22 protein-coding genes and 2 pseudogenes are annotated in these 23,174 nt (G+C 55.4%); 8 read left to right on the plus strand and 16 right to left on the minus strand.

The annotated features are described in order from the left end of the window. Window positions 1-2 precede the first annotated feature (2 nt). The 12 genes and pseudogenes from acpS to rseD all read right to left on the minus strand — a co-directional run bounded on the left by acpS (window position 3) and on the right by rseD (window position 9,341). Window positions 3-383 (minus strand): holo-ACP synthase, encoded by a 381-nt coding sequence (gene acpS / locus GM30_RS13885; RefSeq protein ID WP_049849088.1) that lies wholly within the window; start codon window positions 381-383, stop codon window positions 3-5. After that, complete coding sequence (gene pdxJ, locus GM30_RS13890; protein ID WP_049849089.1) at window positions 383-1,114, minus strand: pyridoxine 5'-phosphate synthase; 732 nt, start codon at window positions 1,112-1,114, stop codon at window positions 383-385. Before pdxJ ends, acpS begins: the two co-directional genes overlap by 1 nt. 33 nt (window positions 1,115-1,147) lie before the next feature. Continuing rightward, entirely contained in the window at window positions 1,148-1,855 is a 708-nt protein-coding gene (recO, locus tag GM30_RS13895) for a DNA repair protein RecO (RefSeq protein WP_049849090.1), read from the minus strand. A 10-nt stretch (window positions 1,856-1,865) separates the two neighbouring features. After that, on the minus strand, window positions 1,866-2,771 hold the full coding sequence (era, locus tag GM30_RS13900; protein ID WP_049849091.1) for a GTPase Era: 906 nt from the start codon (window positions 2,769-2,771) through the stop codon (window positions 1,866-1,868). After that, complete coding sequence (gene rnc, locus GM30_RS13905; RefSeq protein ID WP_038157166.1) at window positions 2,768-3,448, minus strand: ribonuclease III; 681 nt, start codon at window positions 3,446-3,448, stop codon at window positions 2,768-2,770. The genes era and rnc overlap by 4 nt, the downstream gene beginning before the upstream one ends. Window positions 3,449-3,674: 226 nt before the next feature. Next, window positions 3,675-4,565, minus strand: a pseudogene (lepB, locus tag GM30_RS13910) (signal peptidase I); the annotation flags it as partial. Between the two features lie 15 nt (window positions 4,566-4,580). After that, entirely contained in the window at window positions 4,581-6,380 is a 1,800-nt protein-coding gene (gene lepA / locus GM30_RS13915) for a translation elongation factor 4 (RefSeq protein WP_049849093.1), read from the minus strand. Window positions 6,381-6,552: 172 nt separating this feature from the next. Further along, entirely contained in the window at window positions 6,553-7,032 is a 480-nt protein-coding gene (gene rseC, locus GM30_RS13920; RefSeq protein ID WP_049849094.1) for a SoxR-reducing system protein RseC, read from the minus strand. Next, the gene (gene rseB / locus GM30_RS13925; protein ID WP_049849095.1) at window positions 7,029-7,982 is read right to left on the minus strand and encodes a sigma-E factor regulatory protein RseB; all 954 of its coding nucleotides are present in this window, start codon (window positions 7,980-7,982) and stop codon (window positions 7,029-7,031) included. Before rseB ends, rseC begins: the two co-directional genes overlap by 4 nt. Further along, entirely contained in the window at window positions 7,982-8,632 is a 651-nt protein-coding gene (rseA, locus tag GM30_RS13930; protein WP_049849096.1) for an anti-sigma-E factor RseA, read from the minus strand. Before rseA ends, rseB begins: the two co-directional genes overlap by 1 nt. A gap of 32 nt (window positions 8,633-8,664) precedes the next feature. Then, window positions 8,665-9,240 (minus strand): RNA polymerase sigma factor RpoE, encoded by a 576-nt coding sequence (gene rpoE, locus GM30_RS13935; protein WP_038157215.1) that lies wholly within the window; start codon window positions 9,238-9,240, stop codon window positions 8,665-8,667. Further along, window positions 9,237-9,341: a rpoE leader peptide RseD gene (gene rseD / locus GM30_RS27970; protein ID WP_420802264.1), complete on the minus strand. Its 105-nt coding sequence runs from the start codon at window positions 9,339-9,341 to the stop codon at window positions 9,237-9,239. Before rseD ends, rpoE begins: the two co-directional genes overlap by 4 nt. Window positions 9,342-9,663: 322 nt before the next feature. On the opposite strand from rseD, the gene nadB reads away from it, so the two are divergent. After that, complete coding sequence (gene nadB / locus GM30_RS13940; protein WP_049849097.1) at window positions 9,664-11,283, plus strand: L-aspartate oxidase; 1,620 nt, start codon at window positions 9,664-9,666, stop codon at window positions 11,281-11,283. Here the strand turns inward: nadB and trmN are convergent. Beyond that, window positions 11,268-12,005: a tRNA(1)(Val) (adenine(37)-N(6))-methyltransferase TrmN gene (gene trmN / locus GM30_RS13945; protein WP_049849098.1), complete on the minus strand. Its 738-nt coding sequence runs from the start codon at window positions 12,003-12,005 to the stop codon at window positions 11,268-11,270. The genes nadB and trmN overlap by 16 nt on opposite strands. 132 nt (window positions 12,006-12,137) lie before the next feature. Between trmN and srmB the strand changes: the two genes are divergently transcribed. Beyond that, window positions 12,138-13,472 (plus strand): ATP-dependent RNA helicase SrmB, encoded by a 1,335-nt coding sequence (gene srmB, locus GM30_RS13950; protein ID WP_049849099.1) that lies wholly within the window; start codon window positions 12,138-12,140, stop codon window positions 13,470-13,472. A 49-nt stretch (window positions 13,473-13,521) separates the two neighbouring features. Here srmB and grcA read toward each other — a convergent pair whose 3' ends face one another. Then, window positions 13,522-13,905, minus strand: a complete 384-nt coding sequence (grcA, locus tag GM30_RS13955) for an autonomous glycyl radical cofactor GrcA (RefSeq protein ID WP_049849100.1) — start codon at window positions 13,903-13,905, stop codon at window positions 13,522-13,524. A gap of 317 nt (window positions 13,906-14,222) precedes the next feature. On the opposite strand from grcA, the gene ung reads away from it, so the two are divergent. Next, window positions 14,223-14,912 (plus strand): uracil-DNA glycosylase, encoded by a 690-nt coding sequence (gene ung, locus GM30_RS13960; RefSeq protein ID WP_049849101.1) that lies wholly within the window; start codon window positions 14,223-14,225, stop codon window positions 14,910-14,912. A 34-nt stretch (window positions 14,913-14,946) separates the two neighbouring features. On the opposite strand, the gene GM30_RS13965 is transcribed toward ung, so the two are convergent. Then, window positions 14,947-16,017, minus strand: a complete 1,071-nt coding sequence (locus GM30_RS13965) for a tRNA/rRNA methyltransferase (RefSeq protein ID WP_049849102.1) — start codon at window positions 16,015-16,017, stop codon at window positions 14,947-14,949. A 206-nt stretch (window positions 16,018-16,223) separates the two neighbouring features. Between GM30_RS13965 and trxC the strand changes: the two genes are divergently transcribed. The 5 genes and pseudogenes from trxC to GM30_RS13990 all read left to right on the plus strand — a co-directional run bounded on the left by trxC (window position 16,224) and on the right by GM30_RS13990 (window position 21,845). Then, window positions 16,224-16,649 carry a thioredoxin TrxC gene (gene trxC / locus GM30_RS13970; RefSeq protein ID WP_049849103.1) on the plus strand — a complete coding sequence of 142 codons (426 nt, stop codon included), beginning with the start codon at window positions 16,224-16,226 and terminating at the stop codon, window positions 16,647-16,649. A 69-nt stretch (window positions 16,650-16,718) separates the two neighbouring features. After that, window positions 16,719-17,417: a tRNA-uridine aminocarboxypropyltransferase gene (gene tapT / locus GM30_RS13975; protein WP_049849104.1), complete on the plus strand. Its 699-nt coding sequence runs from the start codon at window positions 16,719-16,721 to the stop codon at window positions 17,415-17,417. Window positions 17,418-17,450: 33 nt separating this feature from the next. Further along, a pseudogene (locus GM30_RS13980) lies at window positions 17,451-20,004 on the plus strand (bifunctional acetate--CoA ligase family protein/GNAT family N-acetyltransferase). Between the two features lie 110 nt (window positions 20,005-20,114). Further along, a complete protein-coding gene (gene pssA, locus GM30_RS13985; protein ID WP_049849105.1) occupies window positions 20,115-21,470 on the plus strand; it encodes a CDP-diacylglycerol--serine O-phosphatidyltransferase in 1,356 nt (451 codons plus the stop codon). Window positions 21,471-21,521: 51 nt separating this feature from the next. Continuing rightward, a complete protein-coding gene (locus GM30_RS13990) occupies window positions 21,522-21,845 on the plus strand; it encodes a YfiM family lipoprotein (RefSeq protein ID WP_049849107.1) in 324 nt (107 codons plus the stop codon). A gap of 3 nt (window positions 21,846-21,848) precedes the next feature. Here GM30_RS13990 and GM30_RS13995 read toward each other — a convergent pair whose 3' ends face one another. Next, complete coding sequence (locus tag GM30_RS13995) at window positions 21,849-22,928, minus strand: MFS transporter (RefSeq protein ID WP_049849106.1); 1,080 nt, start codon at window positions 22,926-22,928, stop codon at window positions 21,849-21,851. Between the last annotated feature and the right edge of the window lie 246 nt (window positions 22,929-23,174).

Here is a 23,174-nt window from a genome sequence, read left to right on the forward strand (position 1 = left end):
TCTTAACTTTCGATAATTACCGTCGCGCAGGCGTAATGGCGTTCATCCGCAAGCGTAACGTGAATGCTCGCCACGCCCAGACTCTCGGCCAGATTTTTGGCTTCGCCCCACAGACGCAGCCGGGGTTTACCCAGCGCATCGTTGTACACTTCGAACTGATTAAATGCGAGCCCGTTGCGAATGCCGGTGCCAAATGCCTTCGCGGCCGCCTCTTTGACGGCAAAGCGTTTCGCCAGAAAACGCACCGGCTGCTGGTGCGCTTCCCAGATGGCCCATTCGTTATCGCTCAGCACGCGTCGCGCCAGGCGATCGCCACTGCGGGCGATCACCGATTCGATACGGGCGATTTCGACGATGTCGGTGCCTAAGCCCAGAATAGCCATTACTTACGCGCTTCCAGCATCAGGCGTTTCATTTCAGCCACCGCCTCTTTCAGACCGCTCATCACTGCGCGACCAATAATCGCGTGGCCGATATTCAACTCATGCATTTCCGGCAACGCGGCAATCGGTTTGACGTTGTGATAGGTCAGCCCGTGCCCGGCGTTTACTTTCAGCCCAAGACTGGCGGCAAAGGTCGCGGCGTTGGCGATTCGCTCCAGCTCACTCGCCTGGGTGGCTTCGTCTTTGGCATCCGCATAGCAACCGGTATGAATTTCAATGTATGGCGCGCCCACTTCAGCAGCGGCTTTGATCTGCTCGACGTCGGCGTCAATGAACAGGGAAACCTGAATGCCCGCGGCGGCAAGGCGCTGGCAGGCATCGCGCATTTTGTCGCGTTGCCCGGCGACATCCAGACCGCCCTCGGTGGTCACTTCCTGGCGCTTTTCCGGCACCAGGCAGCAGAAATGGGGTTTAGTGTCGCAGGCGATGTTCACCATCTCTTCGGTGACCGCCATTTCAAGGTTCATCCGCGTGTCCAGCGTCTGACGCAGAATGCGGACATCGCGATCGGTAATGTGGCGTCTGTCTTCACGCAAATGGACGGTGATGCCGTCCGCACCAGCCTGCTCGGCAATAAACGCCGCCTGCACCGGGTCCGGATAAGCAGTGCCGCGCGCGTTACGCAGAGTGGCAATGTGATCAATATTGACGCCTAACAGTAATTCAGCCATGACAATCCTCGGTGTTATTTTCGTTCGTGTCACTCACCGCTTCGGCATAAACTGCCGGAACAGCTCGCGGCTTTTGAGCGGCTTTCCCCCCAGGTAGGGTTTCAGCGCAATACGGGTAAAGCGTTTCGCTGCGCGCAGCGTGTCAGCATCCGGAAACTCGCGGCTGGCGAGCGCTTTCAGATGGTGCCCGGTAAAGGTGTTGTTATCAATCACCAGGCTGGCAATAAAGCCCTTCTCTTCACGGTAACGGTAGGTCATGGTGTCGTCCACCGCTTCACCGCTTCCGGCGCAATGCAGAAAATCAACGCCATACCCCAGATGCCCCAGCAGCGCCAGTTCAAAGCGGCGAAGCGCCGGTTCAGGCGAACCACTCCCCCCCGCCAGCGACTGGATACAGTGCAGGTAATCAAAAAAGAGTTCAGAGAAGCGGGTCTCATGTTCGAGCACGCGAGCAATTAATTCGTTGACATAGAGACCGCTGTAGAGCGCGATACCGCTTAAGGGCAGCGCCAGTGAGACAGCTTCCGCGTTACGTAGCGTTTTGACATCACCACGCCCACCAAAACGGACCAGCAGAGGAGTAAAGGGCTGCAATGCGCCCTTCAGGTTTGAACGTTTAGAACGCGCGCCTTTGGCCACCAGGCGCACGCGACCCGACTCTTCCGTGAAGACGTCCAGCATCAGGCTGGTCTCGCTCCAGGGACGACTATGAAGGACGAAAGCGCGTTGCCAGCCCTCCATGGGAGTCTACTCAGAGATCATCAACGTAACCGAGACTACGCAACGCGCGTTCGTCGTCGGCCCAGCCGGATTTCACCTTCACCCACAGTTCCAGGTGAACCGGTGCTTCGAACATCTCTTGCATATCTTTGCGGGCTTCGATGCCGATGGTTTTGATTTTGGCACCTTTGTTGCCAATCACCATCTTCTTCTGCCCTTCGCGCTCAACGAGGATCAGCCCATTGATGTCATAGCCACCGCGCTCGTTGGTCTGGAAGCGTTCGATTTCAACGGTCACAGAATACGGCAGTTCGGCGCCCAGGAAGCGCATCAGCTTTTCACGGATGATTTCAGACGCCATAAAGCGCTGAGAACGGTCGGTGATGTAATCTTCCGGGAAGTGATGGACTGCTTCCGGCAGATGCTTACGCACGATTCCGGCGACAGTATCCACGTTCAGACCGGTTTCCGCTGAGATCGGCACGATATCAAGGAAATTCATCTGGCTGCCGAGGAACTGCAGATGCGGCAGCAGATCGGCTTTTTCCTGCACGTTGTCGACTTTGTTGACCGCGAGGATCACGGGCGCTTTGCCTTCGCGCAGCTTGTTCAGCACCATTTCGTCATCCGGCGTCCAGCGGGTACCTTCGACAACGAAAATCACCAGCTCAACGTCACCGATAGAGCTGCTTGCTGCTTTGTTCATCAGGCGGTTGATCGCACGCTTCTCTTCCATGTGCAGGCCCGGGGTATCGACATAAATCGCCTGATACGCGCCTTCCGTATGGATGCCGACAATGCGGTGACGGGTGGTCTGCGCTTTGCGGGACGTGATAGAGATCTTCTGCCCGAGCAGATTATTCAGCAGCGTGGATTTGCCAACGTTCGGACGACCGACGATGGCAATAAATCCGCAGTAGGTTTTTTCTTCGCTCATTCCAGCTCCAGCTTCTTCAGCGCCTGTTCGGCGGCGGCCTGCTCAGCCTTGCGACGGCTGGAACCTGTGCCAACCACCGGTTCGCTCAGGCCGCTGACCTGGCAGTGGATAGTAAATTCCTGATCGTGGGCTTCGCCACGCACCTGCACCACCAGATAGGTGGGCAGCGGCAGATGACGACCCTGCAAATATTCCTGCAGACGCGTTTTCGGATCTTTTTGTTTATCGCCCGGACTGATTTCGTCCAGACGCGTCTGATACCAGGAGAGGATCAGCTTCTCGACATTCTGAATATCGCTGTCGAGGAAAACACCGCCAATCAGCGCTTCGACCGTATCGGCAAGAATAGATTCACGACGAAAACCACCGCTTTTCAGTTCGCCAGGCCCAAGGCGCAGACATTCACCCAGTTCAAACTCGCGGGCGATTTCCGCCAGCGTATTACCGCGAACCAGCGTGGCGCGCATACGGCTCATATCACCTTCGTCAACCCGGGGGAAGCGATGGTAGAGCGCGTTGGCAATCACATAACTTAAAATTGAATCGCCCAGAAATTCCAGACGCTCATTGTGTTTGCTGCTGGCACTGCGGTGGGTTAATGCCTGTTGCAACAGCTCCTGATGATGAAAAGTGTAGCCCAGCTTCCGTTGAAGCCGATTAATTACGATGGGGTTCATGCGTTACCAATAAATGAATGCGTCAACAATTCAGCACACGAAACCGACCTGAAAAAGCATCACCAACGCGGTTTCGTGTGCCGTGGCTCCTGTGCAGGAGACAACCAAAACTTTCGGGGGAATATTCTATACACAACGGGAAAGGAAGTCGTTAGTCAGAACGATTTATATCTTAAATAATTCATGTTGCCGCCATTGGCTGGCGACAACATGAACGGANCCCCACGGCGCGGCCCACAAGGTTCGCTTCCGGGACAAAACCCCAGTAGCGGCTGTCGGCGCTGTTGTCGCGGTTGTCGCCCATCATAAAGTACTGTCCTGGCGGCACGACCCAGGTCGCCAGCGGCTGACCGGCCTGCTGGTAGTACATGCCCAGTTGATCCTGAGCGATAGGCACGGTCAGAATGCGGTGAGTCACCTCGCCCAGCGTCTCTTTACGTTCCGTCAGGCGAATACCGTTTTCTTTGCTTTCGCTTTTCGGCAGTTCCCAGAAACCGCTGGTCGCTTCGCCGCCGTTACGACGGGCAAACGTCTGCACGAAATCGCTCGGCTCAACGTTGGAGTAAGTCACCGGCAGCGCGTTGCCGCATGCCTGGCCGGAGCTGCAGCCTGGCTGGATGGTCACCTCTTTCGCGACCGGATCGTAAGTGACTTTATCGCCCGGTAGACCCACGGCGCGTTTGATGTAATCCAGACTCGGCTCTTCCGGGTATTTAAAGACCACGATATCACCACGTTTCGGGTGACCGGTTTCGATCAACGTGTTCTGGTAAATCGGATCTTTAATGCCGTAAGCGAATTTCTCCACGAGGATGAAATCGCCGATCAGCAGCGTTGGCATCATCGAACCCGATGGGATCTGGAAGGGTTCATAGATGAATGAACGCACCACCAGCACGATCGCCAGGACCGGGAAAATCGATGCGCCGGTTTCCAGCCAGCCCGGTTTCGGGCCGACTTTCTTCAGCGTTTTTTTATCCAGTTGATCGCCCGTCGCTGCCTGCGCGGCGGCCTGGCGTTCACGACGCTTCGCTGCGAAAAAGAACTTATCCAGGCACCACAGCAGCCCTGTTATCAGGGTCGCGATCACCAGGATTACGGCAAACTTGTTCGCCATGCCAACTCCTTAGGGTTATTTACCGTCTTTACCGACATGCAGAATGGCGAGGAATGCTTCCTGCGGCAGCTCAACGTTACCGACCTGCTTCATTCGCTTCTTACCTTCTTTCTGTTTCTGCAGCAGCTTTTTCTTACGGCTCACGTCACCACCGTAACATTTTGCCAGCACGTTTTTACGTAACTGTTTCACGGTAGAGCGCGCAATAATGTGGTTTCCGATAGCCGCCTGGATCGCGATGTCAAACTGCTGACGCGGGATCAACTCTTTCATCTTCTCAACCAGTTCACGACCACGGTACGGCGCGTTATCGTTGTGGGTGATCAGCGCCAGCGCATCGACGCGCTCGCCGTTGATCAGCACGTCCACACGCACCATGTTGGACGCCTGGAAGCGCTTGAAGTTGTAATCCAGCGACGCATAGCCGCGAGAGGTCGACTTCAGACGGTCGAAGAAGTCGAGCACCACTTCCGCCATCGGAATTTCATAAGTCAGCGCCACCTGGTTGCCGTGGTAGACCATGTTGGTCTGCACACCACGTTTTTCCACGCAGAGCGTCATGACGTTGCCCAGATACTCCTGCGGCAGCAGCATATGACATTCGGCGATCGGCTCACGCAACTCGTCAATGTTATTCAGCGGCGGCAGCTTGGACGGGCTGTCGACGTAGATCACTTCTTTGTTGGTCGTCTGAACTTCGTACACTACCGTTGGCGCGGTGGTGATCAGATCCAGATCGTATTCACGCTCCAGACGCTCCTGGATGATCTCCATATGCAGCAGACCGAGGAAGCCGCAGCGGAAGCCAAAGCCCAGCGCCGTCGAGCTTTCCGGCTCGTAGAACAGGGACGCATCGTTGAGGCTCAGCTTGCCGAGCGCATCGCGGAAGGCTTCGTAATCATCAGAGCTCACCGGGAACAGACCGGCATAGACCTGCGGCTTCACTTTTTTAAAGCCCGGTAATGCTTTATCGGCAGGATTACGTGACAGCGTGAGGGTATCGCCCACCGGCGCGCCGAGAATGTCTTTAATCGCACATACCAGCCAGCCCACTTCGCCGCATTTCAGTTCAGTGCGATCCACCTGTTTCGGCGTAAAGATGCCAAGGCGATCGGCGTTGTACACCTGACCGGTGCTCATTACCTTCACTTTGTCGCCTTTGCGCAGGGTGCCGTTTTTCACGCGAATCAGGGAAACGACGCCCAGATAGTTATCAAACCAGGAGTCGATAATCAGGGCCTGCAGCGGTGCGTTTTCATCACCTTCCGGTGCCGGGATATCACGGACCAGTCGCTCCAGCACATCCTGAACGCCCACGCCGGTTTTCGCCGAGCAGCGCACCGCATCGGTAGCGTCGATGCCGACGATATCTTCAATTTCTTCCGCCACGCGCTCAGGATCGGCGGCAGGCAGATCGATTTTGTTCAGAACCGGAACCACTTCCAGATCCATTTCAATGGCGGTATAGCAGTTCGCCAGCGTCTGCGCTTCAACCCCCTGCCCTGCGTCAACCACCAGCAGCGCACCTTCGCACGCGGCCAGAGAACGCGAAACTTCATAGGAGAAGTCGACGTGGCCCGGGGTATCGATAAAGTTCAGCTGATAAGTTTCACCGTCGGAGGCTTTATAATCGAGCGTCACGCTTTGCGCTTTAATCGTAATGCCGCGCTCGCGCTCCAGGTCCATGGAGTCGAGAACCTGCGCTTCCATTTCGCGATCAGAAAGGCCACCGCAAATCTGGATAATGCGGTCAGACAGCGTCGACTTACCGTGGTCGATATGAGCAATGATCGAAAAGTTACGTATGTTCTTCATATATTAATTATTTATGCCTTACGAATACCTTGAGGCCGCTGTTCTGTGCCTGACGTTTTGTCGTTCGAAAACGCCGCATTCTACACTACAACGCCACAACCAGGAAATGCTCTTCCGGTAAGCTTAGCGGGAGATCTGATGCGAGATGTAAGTAAAACGAAAGCCAGCGCGATCACTGACCTGTTTCGGAGGGAGATGCGTCAACGCGCAGCATGTCAGGAGGCAGGCCAACGCTCAGGATGACCGGCTGCCATTCAGCCCGGGCCGCCAGCTTAGGCGACAGTCCGCGGGCGAGTAAAAAGCCGCCGACGCCGCCGAGCAGCGCACCACAGAGCGCCGCAAGATCGCCGCCAAACAGCACCTGAAAGAGGCCGCCCACCACAAATAACCCCACCAGCGGCGACATATATACCAGCAGCGCAGAACTCAGCAGGCTGCCTTCCGCAATCCCCAGTTCCACTTTTTGCCCGGCGACCAGCGGCTGCTCGCTTGGAACGACGATAGTGTGCTGCGTTTGCGGCCCGAGTTTATTCAGGATACGTGAGCCGCAACCAGCACGAGACGCACAACTGCTGCACGACGCTTTGACATCACAGCTGACCTTCGCCAGCCCGCTCTGCCAGGAAACCACCGTTGCCCACTCTTTGATCATTGCGCTGCCCCGAATTTAACGCTTTCGGCGATGCGTTTCGCCGTAGGTGGCGGCAATTCGCCGACGATGGTGATTTCCGCGTTATCGCGAATCGAGGTGGTCACCGTACGACGCCCCGTGCGCAGCATTTGCTCGCTGCTGGTCGGGGTTGCCCGGCTGATATTGACGGAGAAGCTAAACAGCCCGTCAGAATAGAGGCGTGACTCCACCGGCAGATTGAGCGTAGGTAATGTGCGGCGGCTGCTGGAGACTTCACTGAAGCCCTGCGGCACCCAGGAGGTGGTCCAGCTAAAGCTGGATTTGTCACCCGCTGGTACCGACAGTAGCGGCGGCAGGCTGGCTTTCGCCAGATTTTCCATGCTGTCACTCACGTTGTTGTTCACCGTGAACGCAATCACCCGGAACTGCTCCAGCGTTTCCCCGTCGCGATCGAGCAAATCGACGCGCAACGGCAGTTTGGTTTCAGAATCCAGCCAGACGATGTAGCTGTAACGCGTGCCGTCTTTGGCCACCACGCGAATCACTTCGCACAGATGATCGGCAATACGGGTACGCCCGACGGAGATGAAATCGTAGTAAGGCGACAGGCGTTTGAAATCGGTATAGACCAGCGAAGGTAAGGAATCAACGATGTAGTCGCCATTAAGCGTGAAGGGCTCAAGCCCCGGCTCAAAATAGCTGATCTCATTACCGCGCTGGACGACTTCACGGCGCGGGCCATCCATCTGCAACAGCTGAGATAACGGTTGATTGTTGAGACGAGCGTGGCGATAACGCAGTGATTCGACGCCTTGCTTGCTGATGCTGACAAATGACAGCTCGTAATTGAGTGACTGGCTCGCCAGGTTCATTTGCTGCAACAACGCCCCGGACGAAACATCAGCCGAGGCGTTGACAGAGAAGAACAGGCTACCAACCACAAGCGGTATGGCACACCAAAGTTGCTTCATTACTGCGATTGCGTTCCTAAAGTTTGATACCCTGGCACCTGAACAGCGGCTTGCTGGGTTTGTGCCTGTTCAAACTGAAGCTGTTCGGAGTGCAAACGGCGCTGCAACTCATAATCTTGCAACATTGCATTGATACGACGGCGCTGCTCCTGCACCTGCTGTTGCTGGCCGGTGCCGGCAGTCGCATCAGTAGGTACGCCCAGGCTTACCGGGCTGGCTTTACCCATCATAGGCAACGTGTTGAAGACGGGGGCTTCAGGCTGCTGGGATGATTCAGATTGCCCATTATACTGCTGCACGCCGACGATGACTGCAAGTGATACACAGGCGGCGACGCCCATTTGGGTAAGTGAGCTGGCCCACGGGCGCACTTTCTGCCAGAACGGCATTTTCTGCCACTGGTGCGGTGCCGGCTGGGCTTCGGGAATCAGCGGCGTTGCCTGGCGCACAGGCTCGTTTTCAATGGCGGCCATGACGCGGGCAGAGATATCAAAATGCAGCATCTCGCCGGTATCGCCACGGAGTGAATCGCGGATGAGGTGGTAGCTTTCCCAGGTTTTTTGCAGTTCAGGAGAACTACTCAACGTGTTGAGAAGCTCGTTATCCAGCGTTTCGCCATCCATTAAAGCGGAAAGTTGTTCTTTCTGCATGCCTAAATACCTTTTCCAGTATCCCGCTATCGTCAACGCCTGATAAGCGGTTGAACTTTATTATCAATAGCTTCTCGCGCCCGGAATATACGTGAACGAACCGTACCGACCGGACAATCCATGATAGCGGCTATTTCTTCATAGCTCAGGCCATCCAGCTCCCGCAGGGTAATTGCCATGCGTAAATCCTCCGGAAGCGACTCAATGGTACGAAAAACAATTTGTCTCAGTTCTTCTGACAACATTAAGTTCTCAGGGTTCGAAATTTCTTTCAGCGCGCCGCCACTTTCGTAGTTTTCTGCTTCAATTGCGTCTACGTCACTGGATGGCGGACGGCGCCCCTGAGCAACCAGGTAATTCTTTGCCGTATTCACAGCGATACGATACAACCAGGTATAAAAAGCGCTATCCCCCCGGAAAGAATCCAGCGCGCGATAGGCTTTAATAAAAGACTCTTGTACGACATCAGGCACGTCACCTGACGGTACATAGCGGGAAACCAGGCTCGCCACCTTATGCTGGTAGCGCACTACCAGTAGGTTAAACGCTTTCTGATCTCCCTTCTGGACCCGTTCAACAAGGACCTGATCCGTTAACTGCTCGCTCATCCGAGGTAATGTCTCCCCAAACCTAATTCCCATGCGTAATCAGAACGCCACTCCATCACTGCACTATGAGCAAGCAATCGGTTAGAGTTTCTGATAATCATAAAGTTCCGTTACGCCATTGTTTTTTTGTTAATCACTGCAGACCTTTCATTATCATTCATTATAAGTCTCTCAATGCTTAACAACGCGTCTGATCGTAATTAAAGCGTTCTGTACGCCAGCAGGGTAGCTTAACACAGGGTTTATTTCATCATAAAATCTGAAGCTAACGATCTGCTTCGCAAAATATTTCCTCTCTTTCAGAGTAGTTCTTTCTCCAGCCTCTCTGTTTAGCCATTACAACTTAGCCGTAAAAAAGTGTGCGGAAAGACCAATCTGAGTGGTATGCTGGCCGAACCATGTTTAGTACATTAAACAAAAAAGATGAATACGACGCCCAACCACGCTTGTGATGTCCTTATTATCGGCAGCGGTGCTGCGGGTTTATCGCTGGCACTACGCCTCGCGGAACACAGCTCAGTCATTGTTTTAAGCAAAGGCCCCGCCAGCGAAGGCTCCACCTTTTACGCGCAGGGCGGTATCGCCGCCGTGTTTGATGAAACCGACAGCATCGAATCGCATATCGAAGATACCTTAATTGCCGGTGCCGGGATCTGTGACCGCCATGCGGTGTCATTTGTCGCCAGCAACGCCAAATCCTGCGTGCAATGGCTTATCGATCAGGGTGTGTTGTTCGACACGCAAACCCAGGCCAACGGCGAAGAGAGTTATCACCTGACGCGGGAAGGCGGTCATAGCCATCGCCGCATTCTTCATTCCGCCGACGCCACCGGTAAAGCCGTGGAAACGACGCTGGTCAGCAAAGCGCTGAACCATCCCAATATTCGTATCCTTGAGCGACATAACGCGGTCGACTTGATCATCTCTGACAAAATCGGCCTTCCCGGCACGCGGCGCGTCGTCGGGGCGTGGATCTGGAACCGCAATCAGGAACGCGTCGAAACCTGTCAGGCAAAATCGGTGGTGCTGGCGACAGGTGGCGCGTCGAAAGTGTATCAGTACACCACTAATCCGGATATCTCCTCAGGTGATGGCATCGCCATGGCATGGCGCGCCGGGTGCCGCGTGGCAAACCTCGAGTTTAATCAGTTTCACCCGACGGCGCTCTATCACCCACAGGCAAGAAATTTCCTGCTGACGGAAGCGCTTCGCGGTGAGGGCGCGTTATTAAAACGCCCGGATGGCTCGCGCTTTATGCCTGATTTTGATGAACGCGGCGAGCTGGCACCGCGTGATATTGTCGCCCGCGCCATCGACCATGAGATGAAACGTCTTGGCGCGGACTGTATGTATCTGGACATCAGCCACAAGCCAGACGATTTTATTCGCCAGCACTTTCCGATGATTTACGACAAGCTGCTCGGTCTGGGTATCGATCTGACGAAACAGCCGGTGCCGATTGTGCCCGCCGCGCATTACACCTGCGGCGGCGTGATGGTGGATGACTACGGGCGCACCGATGTTGACGGCCTGTATGCGATTGGCGAAGTGAGCTATACCGGGCTGCACGGCGCGAACCGGATGGCCTCCAACTCGCTGCTGGAGTGCCTCGTGTACGGCTGGTCAGCGGCAGAAGACATTAAAAAGCGGATGCCCTATGCGCGTGCAACGCCGTCCCTCCCCGCATGGGATGAGAGCCGCGTTGAGAACCCGGACGAACTGGTGGTGATCCAGCATAACTGGCACGAGCTGCGCCTCTTTATGTGGGATTACGTCGGCATCGTGCGGACCACCAAACGGCTAGAGCGCGCGCTGCGTCGCATCAACTTATTGCAGCAGGAGCTGGATGAGTATTACGCGAAATTCCGCGTGTCTAATAATTTGCTGGAATTACGTAACCTGGTGCAGGTAGCTGAACTGATTGTCCGCTGCGCGATGCTGCGCAAAGAGAGTCGGGGATTACACTACACGCTGGATTATCCGCAGCCGCTGTCGGAATCCGGCCCGTCAGTGCTTTCCCCACTGGCTTACATGAATAAATAGAACGCCTGCGTCAGGGCAGTATACCCTTCGGAGTATTGCTGCTCTGGCCCACGGATCACCAGCCGATCGCAAAAATACTCCCCTGCTTTTGGCGAGAACGCTAACAGCACGCGATGCGGCGGACGGAGTTCGGTTTCGGCAATGTCCGTTCGCAGACGCAGATTCCAGCCGAGCGACAGCGCTTTCTCAGTAAACGCTGTGCCGATGCTTTCCGGCAGCACCAGGCAGAAAAATCCCTCTTCGGTGATCGCTTCGGCGGCGCAATTCAGCAGTGCGGTATGATCAAGCGTCGTGGTATAACGGGCTTGCTCGCGCTGTGGCGTCGCGCATTCCGCGCCCTGCTCATAATAGGGCGGATTGCTGACAATCAGGTCATAACGACGGGTTTGCTGATGAAGCCACTGCTGGATATCCGCGTGATGGACCGTCACACGCGCAGACCACGGCGATTCCGCCACGTTTTCTTGCGCCTGCGCCGCGGCGGCGTCATCAAGTTCAACAGCGTCGATGGTGACCTGATCATCGGTTCTTTGCGCCAGCATCAACGCCAGCAGTCCGCTGCCCGCACCGATATCAAGAATGCGTTTGACGCGGGCAATCGGCGCCCAGGCACCCAGCAGGATGCCGTCGGTCCCCACTTTCATGGCACAACGATCGTGCGCGACAAAAAACTGCTTGAAGGTAAATCCATTACGACGCAGCACGGATTTTGGGTCGAACATAACATGCATCCTGGCAAGTAAAAGGGGGATTTGCTTTAGGCTATGCACAATACCTGAGAACAGATAGCCACACAAACAGATGAACATTGCAGCCGTAACGTCTATAATCAGCGCCCCACACAGAGGTAGATCATGACTGTAACGACTTTTTCCGAACTCGAACTCGACGAAAACCTTCTGGATGCTCTCCAGGATAAAGGTTTCACTCGCCCGACCGCCATTCAGGCTGCCGCTATTCCGCCTGCGCTCGATGGCCGTGATGTCCTTGGTTCCGCGCCGACCGGTACCGGTAAAACTGCGGCATATTTACTGCCTGCGTTGCAGCACCTGCTCGACTTCCCGCGCAAAAAATCCGGGCCGCCGCGAATTCTTATCCTGACGCCGACCCGCGAGCTGGCCATGCAGGTCGCCGATCACGCCCGCGAACTGGCCGCGCACACTCATCTGGATATCGCCACGATCACCGGCGGTGTGGCCTATATGAACCATGCGGAAGTCTTCAGCGAAAACCAGGATATCGTTGTCGCGACGACAGGTCGTCTGCTGCAATATATTAAAGAAGAAAATTTCGATTGCCGCGCGGTAGAAACGCTAATTCTTGACGAAGCGGATCGCATGCTCGATATGGGCTTCGCGCAGGACATCGAACACATTTCAGGTGAAACCCGCTGGCGCAAGCAAACCATGCTGTTTTCCGCCACTCTGGAAGGCGAGGCCATTAAGGATTTTGCCGAGCGCCTGCTGGAAGATCCGGTGGAAGTTTCTGCCACACCGTCCACCCGCGAGCGCAAAAAAATTCATCAATGGTACTATCGCGCCGATGACGTTGAGCACAAAACCGCCCTGCTGGTTCATCTGCTGAAACAGCCAGAAGCCACGCGTTCTATCGTCTTTGTGCGCAAGCGTGAGCGCGTGCATGAACTGGCGACCTGGCTGCGCGAAGCGGGCATCAACAGCTGTTATCTCGAAGGTGAGATGGTACAGGGCAAACGTAACGAAGCGATTAAACGTCTGACCGACGGTCGCGTTAATGTGCTGGTTGCCACCGACGTTGCCGCGCGCGGGATTGATATCCCGGACGTGAGCCATGTTTTCAACTTCGACATGCCGCGCAGTGGGGATACCTACCTGCACCGCATCGGCCGTACCGGTCGCGCAGGCCGTAAAGGCATCGCGATTTCGCTGGTCGAAGCGCATGACCACCTGCTGCTGGGGAAAGTGGGTCGTTACGTTGAAGAGCCGCTGAAAGCGCGCGTTATTGACGAACTGCGTCCGACGACGCGTGTGCCGAGCGAAAAGCTGAAAGGTAAACCGTCGAAGAAAGCGCTGGCAAAACGCGAAGAGAAGAAAAAAGAGAAAGACAAAGAAAAACCGCGCGTGAAGAAACGCCATCGCGATACCAAAAATATTGGTAAACGCCGTAAGCCGAGCGGTAGTGATAACTCAACGCCGTCGACTGAAGAATAAAAAAATGCCGGGAAACGTCCCGGCATTTTTATTTCCGCGCCCGTAAAAATTACAGGCTTTCGGTAAAGGTACGCGCAATAACGTCGCGCTGCTGTTCCGGGGTCAGGGAGTTGAAACGAACGGCATAACCTGAAACACGGATGGTCAGCTGCGGGTATTTTTCCGGATGCTTAACGGCGTCTTCCAGCGTTTCACGACGCAGCACGTTGACGTTCAGATGCTGACCGCCTTCCACGCGCACTTCAGGTTTAACATCTACCGGGATTTCACGGTATTCGATATCGCCCAGATTGCTGACAGCAACAACCTGATCTTCCGTGAAACCGCCTTTTGCGCACAGGCAGCGAGCTTCACCCTTCTCGCTGTCCAGCAACCAGAAAGAGTTCAGCAGATTGTCATTTGCGGCTTTAGTAATCTGAATACCTGTAATCATTTGATGCCCCCTTAGGCTCTGCATATTCATTTTAACCGGCCGGTTTCCGGCCAATTGGTAAAACCATTGTTGCTTGAGTGTATGTATAACAGTGCGACACCCTTGATTCTTTGATTTATATCAATAAAAACCACACCACAAAGAAGGGTATATGGGAAATTACTTGTTTTATATCAAGTTACACACCCCATATTGCTTAATTATTTTTGTAAATTTTCAACTTTTTTTGTGGCGATACCAGAGTTTCTGGTTTACGGATTTTGTTATGCAGAAAGAAGCAGTTAAGCTATTAGCATACACATTCGCAGGAGAGCGAAATGACAACCGAATTAACCTGGCACGATGTGCTGGCTGACGAAAAACAACAGCCCTACTTTTTGAATACGCTGAAAACGGTCGCCAGCGAGCGGCAGTCCGGTATCACCATCTATCCACCGCAGAAAGATGTGTTTAATGCTTTTCGCTTTACCGAGCTGGGCGATGTGAAAGTGGTGATCCTCGGTCAGGATCCCTATCACGGCCCGGGTCAGGCGCACGGTCTGGCATTTTCTGTACGCCCCGGTGTCGCTACGCCACCCTCGTTGCTCAATATGTATAAAGAACTGGAGAAATCCATTCCCGGCTTTAACCGTCCGGATCACGGTTATCTGGAAAGCTGGGCGCGCCAGGGTGTTCTGCTGCTTAATACCGTGTTAACGGTACGCGCTGGTCAGGCACACTCGCACGCCAGTCTGGGATGGGAAACGTTCACCGATAAAGTCATCAGCCTGATCAATGAGCATCGCGAAGGGGTGGTGTTTTTACTGTGGGGTTCGCACGCGCAGAAGAAAGGGGCGATTATCGATAAGCAGCGCCACCACGTCCTGAAAGCCCCTCACCCGTCGCCGCTATCGGCGCATCGAGGCTTTTTCGGCTGCAATCATTTCGTGCTGGCCAATGAGTGGCTGTCGCGGCATGGCGAAACACCCATTGACTGGACGCCCGTGCTACCGGCGGAAAGCGAGTAATAAAAAAGCCAGCGTCTTCGCTGGCTTTTTTGCATCAGGCTTTGTTCTGTCGCCACCATTCGGCAAGCAACACGCCGGTCGCGACCGAGACATTCAGGCTTTCAACATGCCCTGTGCCATTGATTGAAACGCTCAAATCTGCGCTGTCCAGCGCTGCGTCAGTCAGACCGTCACGCTCCTGGCCCAGCACCAGCACCATTTTCTTCGGCAGCGTGGCTTTAAACAGCGGCGTGCCTTTGTGGCTGGAGGTGGAAACGATGGTGTAACCCGCGCTGCGGAACTGATCCAGCGTGTCAATGAAGCTGTCACCGGTGATCGGCTCAACGTGCTCAGCACCGCCTTCTGCGGTACGGATCGCCGCACCGGATTCCAGCAGCGCCGCATCCTGCACCACGACGCCTTTCACGCCGAAGTGCGCGCAACTGCGCATCATCGCGCCGAGGTTGTGCGGGTTGCCGACATCTTCCAGCGCCAGCACGCAATCCTCTTCCGCCGCCTGGCTCACCCACTGTTTTACCGTGGTGCCGTTACGTTTTTTGATCAGGAAGCAGACGCCGCCGTGGTGTTCAGTACCGGACGCTTTGGTCAGTTCCGCGTCATCCACCACGTGGTACGCTTTCCGGTTCGCCGCCATCCAGCGCAATGCTTCTTTAAAACGCGGCGTTACGCTCTGGATAAACCAGGCGCGAACGATAGAATCCGGACGGCTCTGGAACAGTGCCTGGCAGGCGTTTTCGCCATACACCCGCGTCTCTTCCGCGCGCTGACGACGTAGCACTTCCGGATCGATAAAACTTTTACCGCTGATACCGCCGTGATCCGGTTTCGCCGGCGTGTCATCACCCGGCGCACGGGAAACGGTACGCCACGGGGAAGCATCACGATCACGGTCATTGCGATCGTTGCGATCGCGGCTGCGCTCGCGGGCAGGCTGCGCGGATTTGCCATCACGCGCCGGACGACGACCACCTTCAGTACGGGAAGCGCCAGTGCGCCCTCCCCCCTTTCCGGTACGCGGATTCTGGGTGCGTTTATCCGAGTCATCATCACTGCGGACATACATCACTTTGACCTTGCCGCTTTTATTCTTCAGTTCGTCGTTCATCTATTCCTCCACCTGCGCTGCGCGAAGCGCGAAGATTACCCGATGTGGTCGCGCTTCGCCATGACTTCCTACAAAAGACTATGACTATTGTACTCATTGAATAAACCGCTTTGTCCATTTGCCCGCCATCGCCGATAATATGTAACATTATCGAAACAATATGGCAGCGACGTGAGGCCGTTGCCCATTCAGATCCGAGGTTAGTTATGAATACCGTTTGTGCCAGCTGTCAGGCGCTCAACCGCATCCCCGACGATCGTCTTAACGACGCTGCAAAGTGTGGACGCTGTGGTCACGACCTGTTTGATGGTGATGTGATCAACGCCACCGACGCAACGCTGGATAAACTGCTGAAAGACGATCTGCCTGTGGTGGTTGATTTCTGGGCGCCGTGGTGCGGACCCTGCAAAAGCTTTGCGCCGATCTTTGAAGATGTCGCCGAAGAGCGCAGCGGGAAAATGCGCTTTGTGAAAGTGAATACCGAAGCGGAACGCGAGCTGAGCGCACGTTTTCGTATCCGCAGCATTCCGACTATCATGATTTTCAAAAATGGCGAAGTGATTGATATGTTGAATGGCGCCGTTCCGAAAGCGCCGTTTGAAAGCTGGCTGAACGAGGCCACGCCCTCCTGATCCTCCCGGGGCACAGCTTGTGCCCCCTTTTAACCTCTGCGACAATGGCGTTTTTTCTGCCAGACACTCATGACTGATAACGCCGTTCTCAGATTACGTGCCGAACGCCTTGCGCGCGCCACCCGTCCTTTTCTCGCCCGGGGAAACCGTATTCGTCGTTGTCAGCGCTGCCTGCTGCCGCTCAAACAGTGCCTGTGCGATACCCTCACCACCGCTCAGGCGAGAAGCCGTTTTTGTCTGGTAATGTTCGATACCGAGCCGATGAAACCCAGCAATACCGGGCGACTCATCGCCGATATTCTGCCTGACACCGAGGCGTTTCAGTGGTCGCGAACGGCGCCTCCGCAGGCGCTACTGGATCTGGTGCGTAACCCGGCTTATCAGCCGATGGTGGTATTCCCGGCGTCTTACGCCGACGCCGAGCGCCAGGTGATCAGCACACCAGCCAGCGGTAAGCCGCCGCTGTTTATTATGCTCGACGGCACCTGGACCGAAGCGCGGAAAATGTTCCGCAAAAGCCCCTGGCTCGATCACCTGCCGCTGATTTCGGTCGATCTGTCGCGCGTGTCGGCTTACCGGCTGCGTGAAGCGCACGCCGAAGGGCAGTACTGTACGGCGGAAGTGGCTATCGCCCTGCTGGATCTGGCGGGCGATACCGGTGCCGCCACCGCGCTCGGGGATCACTTTGGCCGTTTCCGCTCACGCTATCTGGCAGGAAAAACACAGCATAAGGGAAACGTCACAGCAGAAATGGAAGAAAGCGTTTAGAATCATCCGGTCACTTGTGCAAAGGAGACCGGTATGAGCCAACGTGGCCTGGAAGCGCTACTTCGACCCAAATCTATCGCTGTCATTGGCGCCTCAATGAAGCCTCAGCGTGCCGGTTATCTGATGATGCGCAATCTGTTGTCCGGCGGATTCAGCGGGCCGGTGTTGCCCGTGACGCCGAACTGGAAAGCGGTGCTGGGCGTTCTCGCCTGGCCGGATATCGACAGCCTGCCGTTTACGCCCGATCTGGCGGTGCTCTGTACCCATGCGAAACGCAATCTCGCCTTACTGGAAGCGTTAGGCGCAAAAGGATGCAAAACCTGCATTATTCTTTCCTCGCCGCCGGAACAGTTCGCTGACCTGAAAGCCTGCGCCCGCCGCTATCAGATGCGGCTGGTGGGGGCAAACAGGCTTTGGGGCTGAACGCCAGTTTTTCGCCGGTACCGATTCGTCGGGGCAAGCTGGCGTTTATTTCGCAATCTGCCGCTGTGTCTAACACGATCCTTGACTGGGCGCAGCAGCGCGAGATGGGATTCTCCTACTTTATCGCGCTGGGTGACAGCCTGGACATCGACGTTGACGATCTGCTCGACTACCTTGCCCGCGATACCAAAACCAGCGCCATTTTGCTCTATCTCGAACATCTCAGCGATGCGCGTCGGTTTGTCTCCGCCGCACGAAGCGCCTCGCGGAATAAACCCATTCTGGTCATCAAAAGCGGCCGCAGCCCGGAAGCGCAGCGCTTGCTGCATGTGAATTCCGGTATCGATCCGGCCTGGGACGCGGCTATTCAGCGCGCGGGTTTGTTGCGTGTGCAGGACACTCACGAGCTGTTTTCTGCTGTAGAAACGCTCAGCCATATGCGCCCGCTGCGCGGCGACAAGCTGATGATCGTCAGCAACGGCGCGGCCCCGGCGGCGCTGGCGCTGGATGAATTGTGGCTGCGCAACGGCAAGCTGGCGACGCTGAGCGAAGAGACGCTTGCACGCCTGCGAGTGGCGTTGCGTGACGGCGTTGACGTGGCTAACCCGCTGGATTTGCGCGACGACGCGCTTAGCGAGCATTACATCACTGCGCTCAATATTCTAATGGACAGCCAGGACTTTGATGCGCTGCTGGTGATCCATGCCCCCAGTGCCGCATCGCCCGGTACTGAAAGCGCGCTGGCGCTGATCGACGCCCTGAAAAAACATCCGCGCGGTAAATATGTGAGCGTCCTGACCAACTGGTGTGGTGAATATTCCTCACAGGAAGCGCGTCGCCTGTTCAGCGATGCAGGAATTCCGACCTATCGCACGCCGGAAGGGACGATTACGGCTTTTATGCATATGGTCGAATACCGGCGTAACCAGAAACAACTGCGTGAAACACCGTCCATTCCGCTGAACCTGGCCGCCAACGCGGCAGAAGCCCACACGCTGCTGCAAAAAGCCATCGCAGCGCGGAGGCGGTGCATATCGCCGGGCAGATTGGTTATCCGGTGGCGTTGAAATTGCGCTCGCCCGATATTCCGCACAAATCTGAAGTCCAGGGGGTTATGCTCTATCTGCGTACGGCGGCGGAAGTCCAGCGCGCGGCGGATGCGATGCTCGACCGCGTGAAAATGACCTGGCCACAGGCGCGCATTCATGGCCTGCTGGTTCAAAGTATGGCGAACCGTGCGGGTGCGCAGGAATTGCGCGTCGTCGTGGAGCACGATCCGGTATTTGGCCCGCTGATCATGCTTGGTGAAGGCGGCGTTGAATGGCGCGCACAGGATCAAGCCGCTGTCGCGTTACCGCCGCTGAACATGAACCTCGCCCGCTATCTGGTGATTCAGGCGATCAAGAATAAAAAGATCCGCAGTCGCAGCGCGTTACGTCCGTTGGATATCGCCGGGCTGAGCCAACAGCTGGTACAGGTGTCAAACCTGATTGTGGATTGCCCGGAAATCCAGCGTCTCGACATTCACCCGTTGCTGGCGTCGGGCGCTGAATTTACCGCTTTGGATGTGACGCTGGACATCGCCCCCTTTGAAGGCGACAGCGAGAGCCGCCTGGCGGTACGTCCGTATCCACAACAGCTGGAACAGTGGGTCACGATGAAAAACGGTGAGCGTTGCCTGTTTCGGCCTATCCTGCCGGAAGATGAGCCCGCGTTGCAGCGGTTTATCGCGCAGGTGACCAAAGAAGATCTCTATTATCGCTATTTCAGCGAGATCAACGAATTTACCCATGATGATTTAGCCAATATGACCCAGATCGACTACGATCGAGAAATGGCTTTCGTCGCGGTGCGGGCAACTGACAACGAGCCAGAAATCCTCGGCGTCGCGCGCGCGATTTCCGATCCCGATAACACCGATGCGGAGTTTGCCGTACTGGTGCGTTCGGATCTTAAAGGATTAGGCCTGGGGCGCATGCTGCTGGAAAAAATGATTGGCTATGCCCGCGACCATGGTCTGGCGCGCCTGACGGGGATTACCATGCCACATAATCAGGGTATGGTTGCGCTGGCGCGCAAGCTCGGTTTCGAGGTGGACATTCAACTGGAGGAGGGTATCGTTGGCTTAACGCTCAAACTGGCACCCTCCGGCGATCGTAAGTAAGCTGCTGGAAATGTTGACCACTTTAGCCAGTAGTGGTGGTATTATTGTTCGCTTCTGTCGTCTGCATGGTACAGAGGACCCTTCAATAAACAGAGAAGAATTGCACTGTGATGTTGTCAAAATTTAAGCGAAATAAACATCAACAACACCTTGCTCAACTACCTAAGCTCTCTCAGTCAGTTGATGATGTCGAGTTTTTTTATGCTCCCGCGGATTTTCGGGAAGCCCTGCTGGCGAAGATTGCCAGCGCCACGCATCGTATCTGTATCGTTGCGCTTTATCTTGAGCAGGACGACGGCGGCAAGGGTATTTTGCAGGCGCTGTATGACGCCAAACGTCAACGCCCTGAATTAGACGTCCGCGTACTGGTCGACTGGCATCGGGCGCAGCGTGGACGTATCGGTGCGGCGGCATCGAACACCAACGCAGACTGGTATTGCCGCATGGCGCAGGAAAATGCGGGCGTCGACGTGCCCGTCTATGGCGTGCCAGTGAATACCCGTGAAGCGCTGGGCGTGCTGCATTTCAAAGGCTTTATCATCGATGACTGCGTGCTCTACAGTGGCGCCAGTCTGAATGACGTCTACCTGCATCAGCATGATAAGTACCGCTACGACCGTTACCACTGCGTTCGTAATCAGCAGATGGCGGATATCATGTTTAACTGGGCCGATCAGAACCTTGTGCAAGGGCGCGGCGTGAATCGCCTTGATGTGCCTGACCGCCCGAAAAGCCCGGAAATCAAAAACGATGTGCGTCTGTATCGCCAGGAATTGCGCGATACCGGCTATCACTATCAGGGCGATGCCGACAACGAGCAGCTTTCAGTGACACCGCTGGTCGGGCTGGGCAAATCGAGCGTCCTCAATAAAACCATCTTCCATTTAATGCCCTGTGCGGAGCATAAGCTCACCATTTGCACACCGTATTTCAACCTGCCTGCCCTGCTGGTGCGCAATATCATCCAGCTGCTGCGGGAAGGAAAGAAGGTGGAGATTATTGTTGGCGACAAAACCGCCAATGACTTTTACATTCCCGAAGATCGGCCTTTCAAGATCATCGGCGCCCTTCCGTATCTTTATGAGATCAACCTGCGTCGCTTCCTCAGCCGCCTGCAGTACTACGTCAACACCGATCAGCTCGTGGTGCGTTTATGGAAAGATGACGACAATACCTATCACCTGAAAGGCATGTGGGTGGATGATGAATGGATGCTGCTGACGGGGAACAACCTGAACCCCCGCGCCTGGCGACTGGATCTCGAGAACGCCATTCTGATCCACGATCCGCAGCATCAGCTGGCGTCATCCCGTCAAAAAGAGCTGGAACTGATCCGCACACATACTACCGTGGTGAAGCATTATCGCGATCTGCAGAGCATTGCCGATTATCCGGTGAAAGTGCGCAAGCTGATCCGCCGTCTTCGTCGTATCCGAATAGATAAGCTGATCAGCCGTATTCTGTAATTCTCTGGCCCCGTTCACTATGGGGCCGTTGTTATGGAGCCTGCCCGTCATATGCGCGTCTTCCTGCTTTTAGCAGCATTCATCCTCAGCGGCTGTAGCCATATGGCTAATGACCAGTGGACCGGGCAGGATAAAGCGCAGCATTTTCTGGCTTCCGCCATGCTTTCGGCGGCGGGCAATGAATACGCGCAACATCAGGGAATCAGTCGCGATCGCAGCGCGGCTGTCGGATTACTGTTTTCCGTCAGCCTTGGGGCGGGTAAAGAGTGGTGGGACAGCCGCCCGTCAGGAAGCGGCTGGAGCTGGAAAGATTTTGCCTGGGATGTCGCCGGCGCCACAACGGGCTTCGCCGTGTGGCAACTGGCGCATCAGTAATACCTAGAGACGCAGCCCTTTTCCCTTCGCGTGCAGCATCAACGACACCAGAAACGCCAGCGCGCCCATCAGGGTCACGTACCAGAAAAACGCTGTCTCGACGCCAACCGACTTCAGTGACAGCGCGACATACTCCGCCGAGCCGCCAAACAGCGCATTCGCCACCGCATACGACAAACCAACGCCTAACGCCCTGACCTGCGCCGGGAACATTTCGGCTTTCAGGATGCCGCTTATCGAGGTATAGAAACTGACGATGAGCAGCGCGCACATTACCAGCGCAAAGGCCGCTATGGGCGACGTCACGCTTTGCAACGCGGACAGAACTGGGACAGTACATACCGTTGCCAGCCCACCGAAAATGAGCATGGATGTCCGACGACCAATTTTGTCTGACAGCGCGCCAATGATCGGCTGTATCAGCATGAATACGAACAACGCCGCCGTCATCAGAATGCTGGCGGTATTGGCATGCATTGCAAACGGGATCCGCCAGCCCCAGGCATGGAGATCTTCACTGCTTAGTACCTGTTGCAAAACCACAACAACCAGCAGCGCCAGCAACTGGCCGCCAATCAACGTGACGTACTGAAAGGAGGCGTAAAATCCTTTGCGCCCTTCCACAGCGACTTCACTCATGTATGTCGCACTGGTGCCATATTCACCGCCAACCGACAATCCCTGAAACAGGCGAGCCAGTAGCAACAGCGCCGGAGCCCAGGTACCGATGGTGGCGTAGCCCGGCAGACAGGCGATCACTAGCGAGCCAAAGCACATCATGCAGACGGAGATCAGCATGGATTTTTTACGACCGTGGCGATCGGCGAGACGGCCGAAAAGCCAGCCGCCGATAGGACGCATCAGGAATCCCGCGGCGAATACACCGGCTGTTTGCAACAATTGGGTGGTGGTATTGCCTGCCGGGAAAAAGATATGGGCGAAATAGAGAGAGCAAAACGAGTAGACGTAGAAATCAAACCATTCAACCAGATTACCTGAAGAGGCGCCGACAATCGCCCATACCCGCCGCCGGGTATCGCTGCCCGTCAGTGAATCACGCGCAGCTATGCTCGTTTCGGTCATTGTCACGTTCTCCTGCCAAAGATGGAAGCTTGTCTCAACGGGCGTTACACGCCGCTAAGATGACAAAATAAGTGATGAAAATGTTACATAATTGTTACTTATGATTATGAGACTACGATCACGAATTCTGTTAGCAAGATCACGAATCAAGATTTAACGCAGGTGGGAGGAATAAGTTTTTGAGATGCACAAAAACGCAAAAAGGCCATCCTTCCGGATGGCCTCTTCACGTAATTAATGCCTGGC

The sequence above is a fragment of the Trabulsiella odontotermitis genome, assembly GCF_001188485.1.
GTDB classification, from domain to species: domain Bacteria; phylum Pseudomonadota; class Gammaproteobacteria; order Enterobacterales; family Enterobacteriaceae; genus Trabulsiella; species Trabulsiella odontotermitis_A.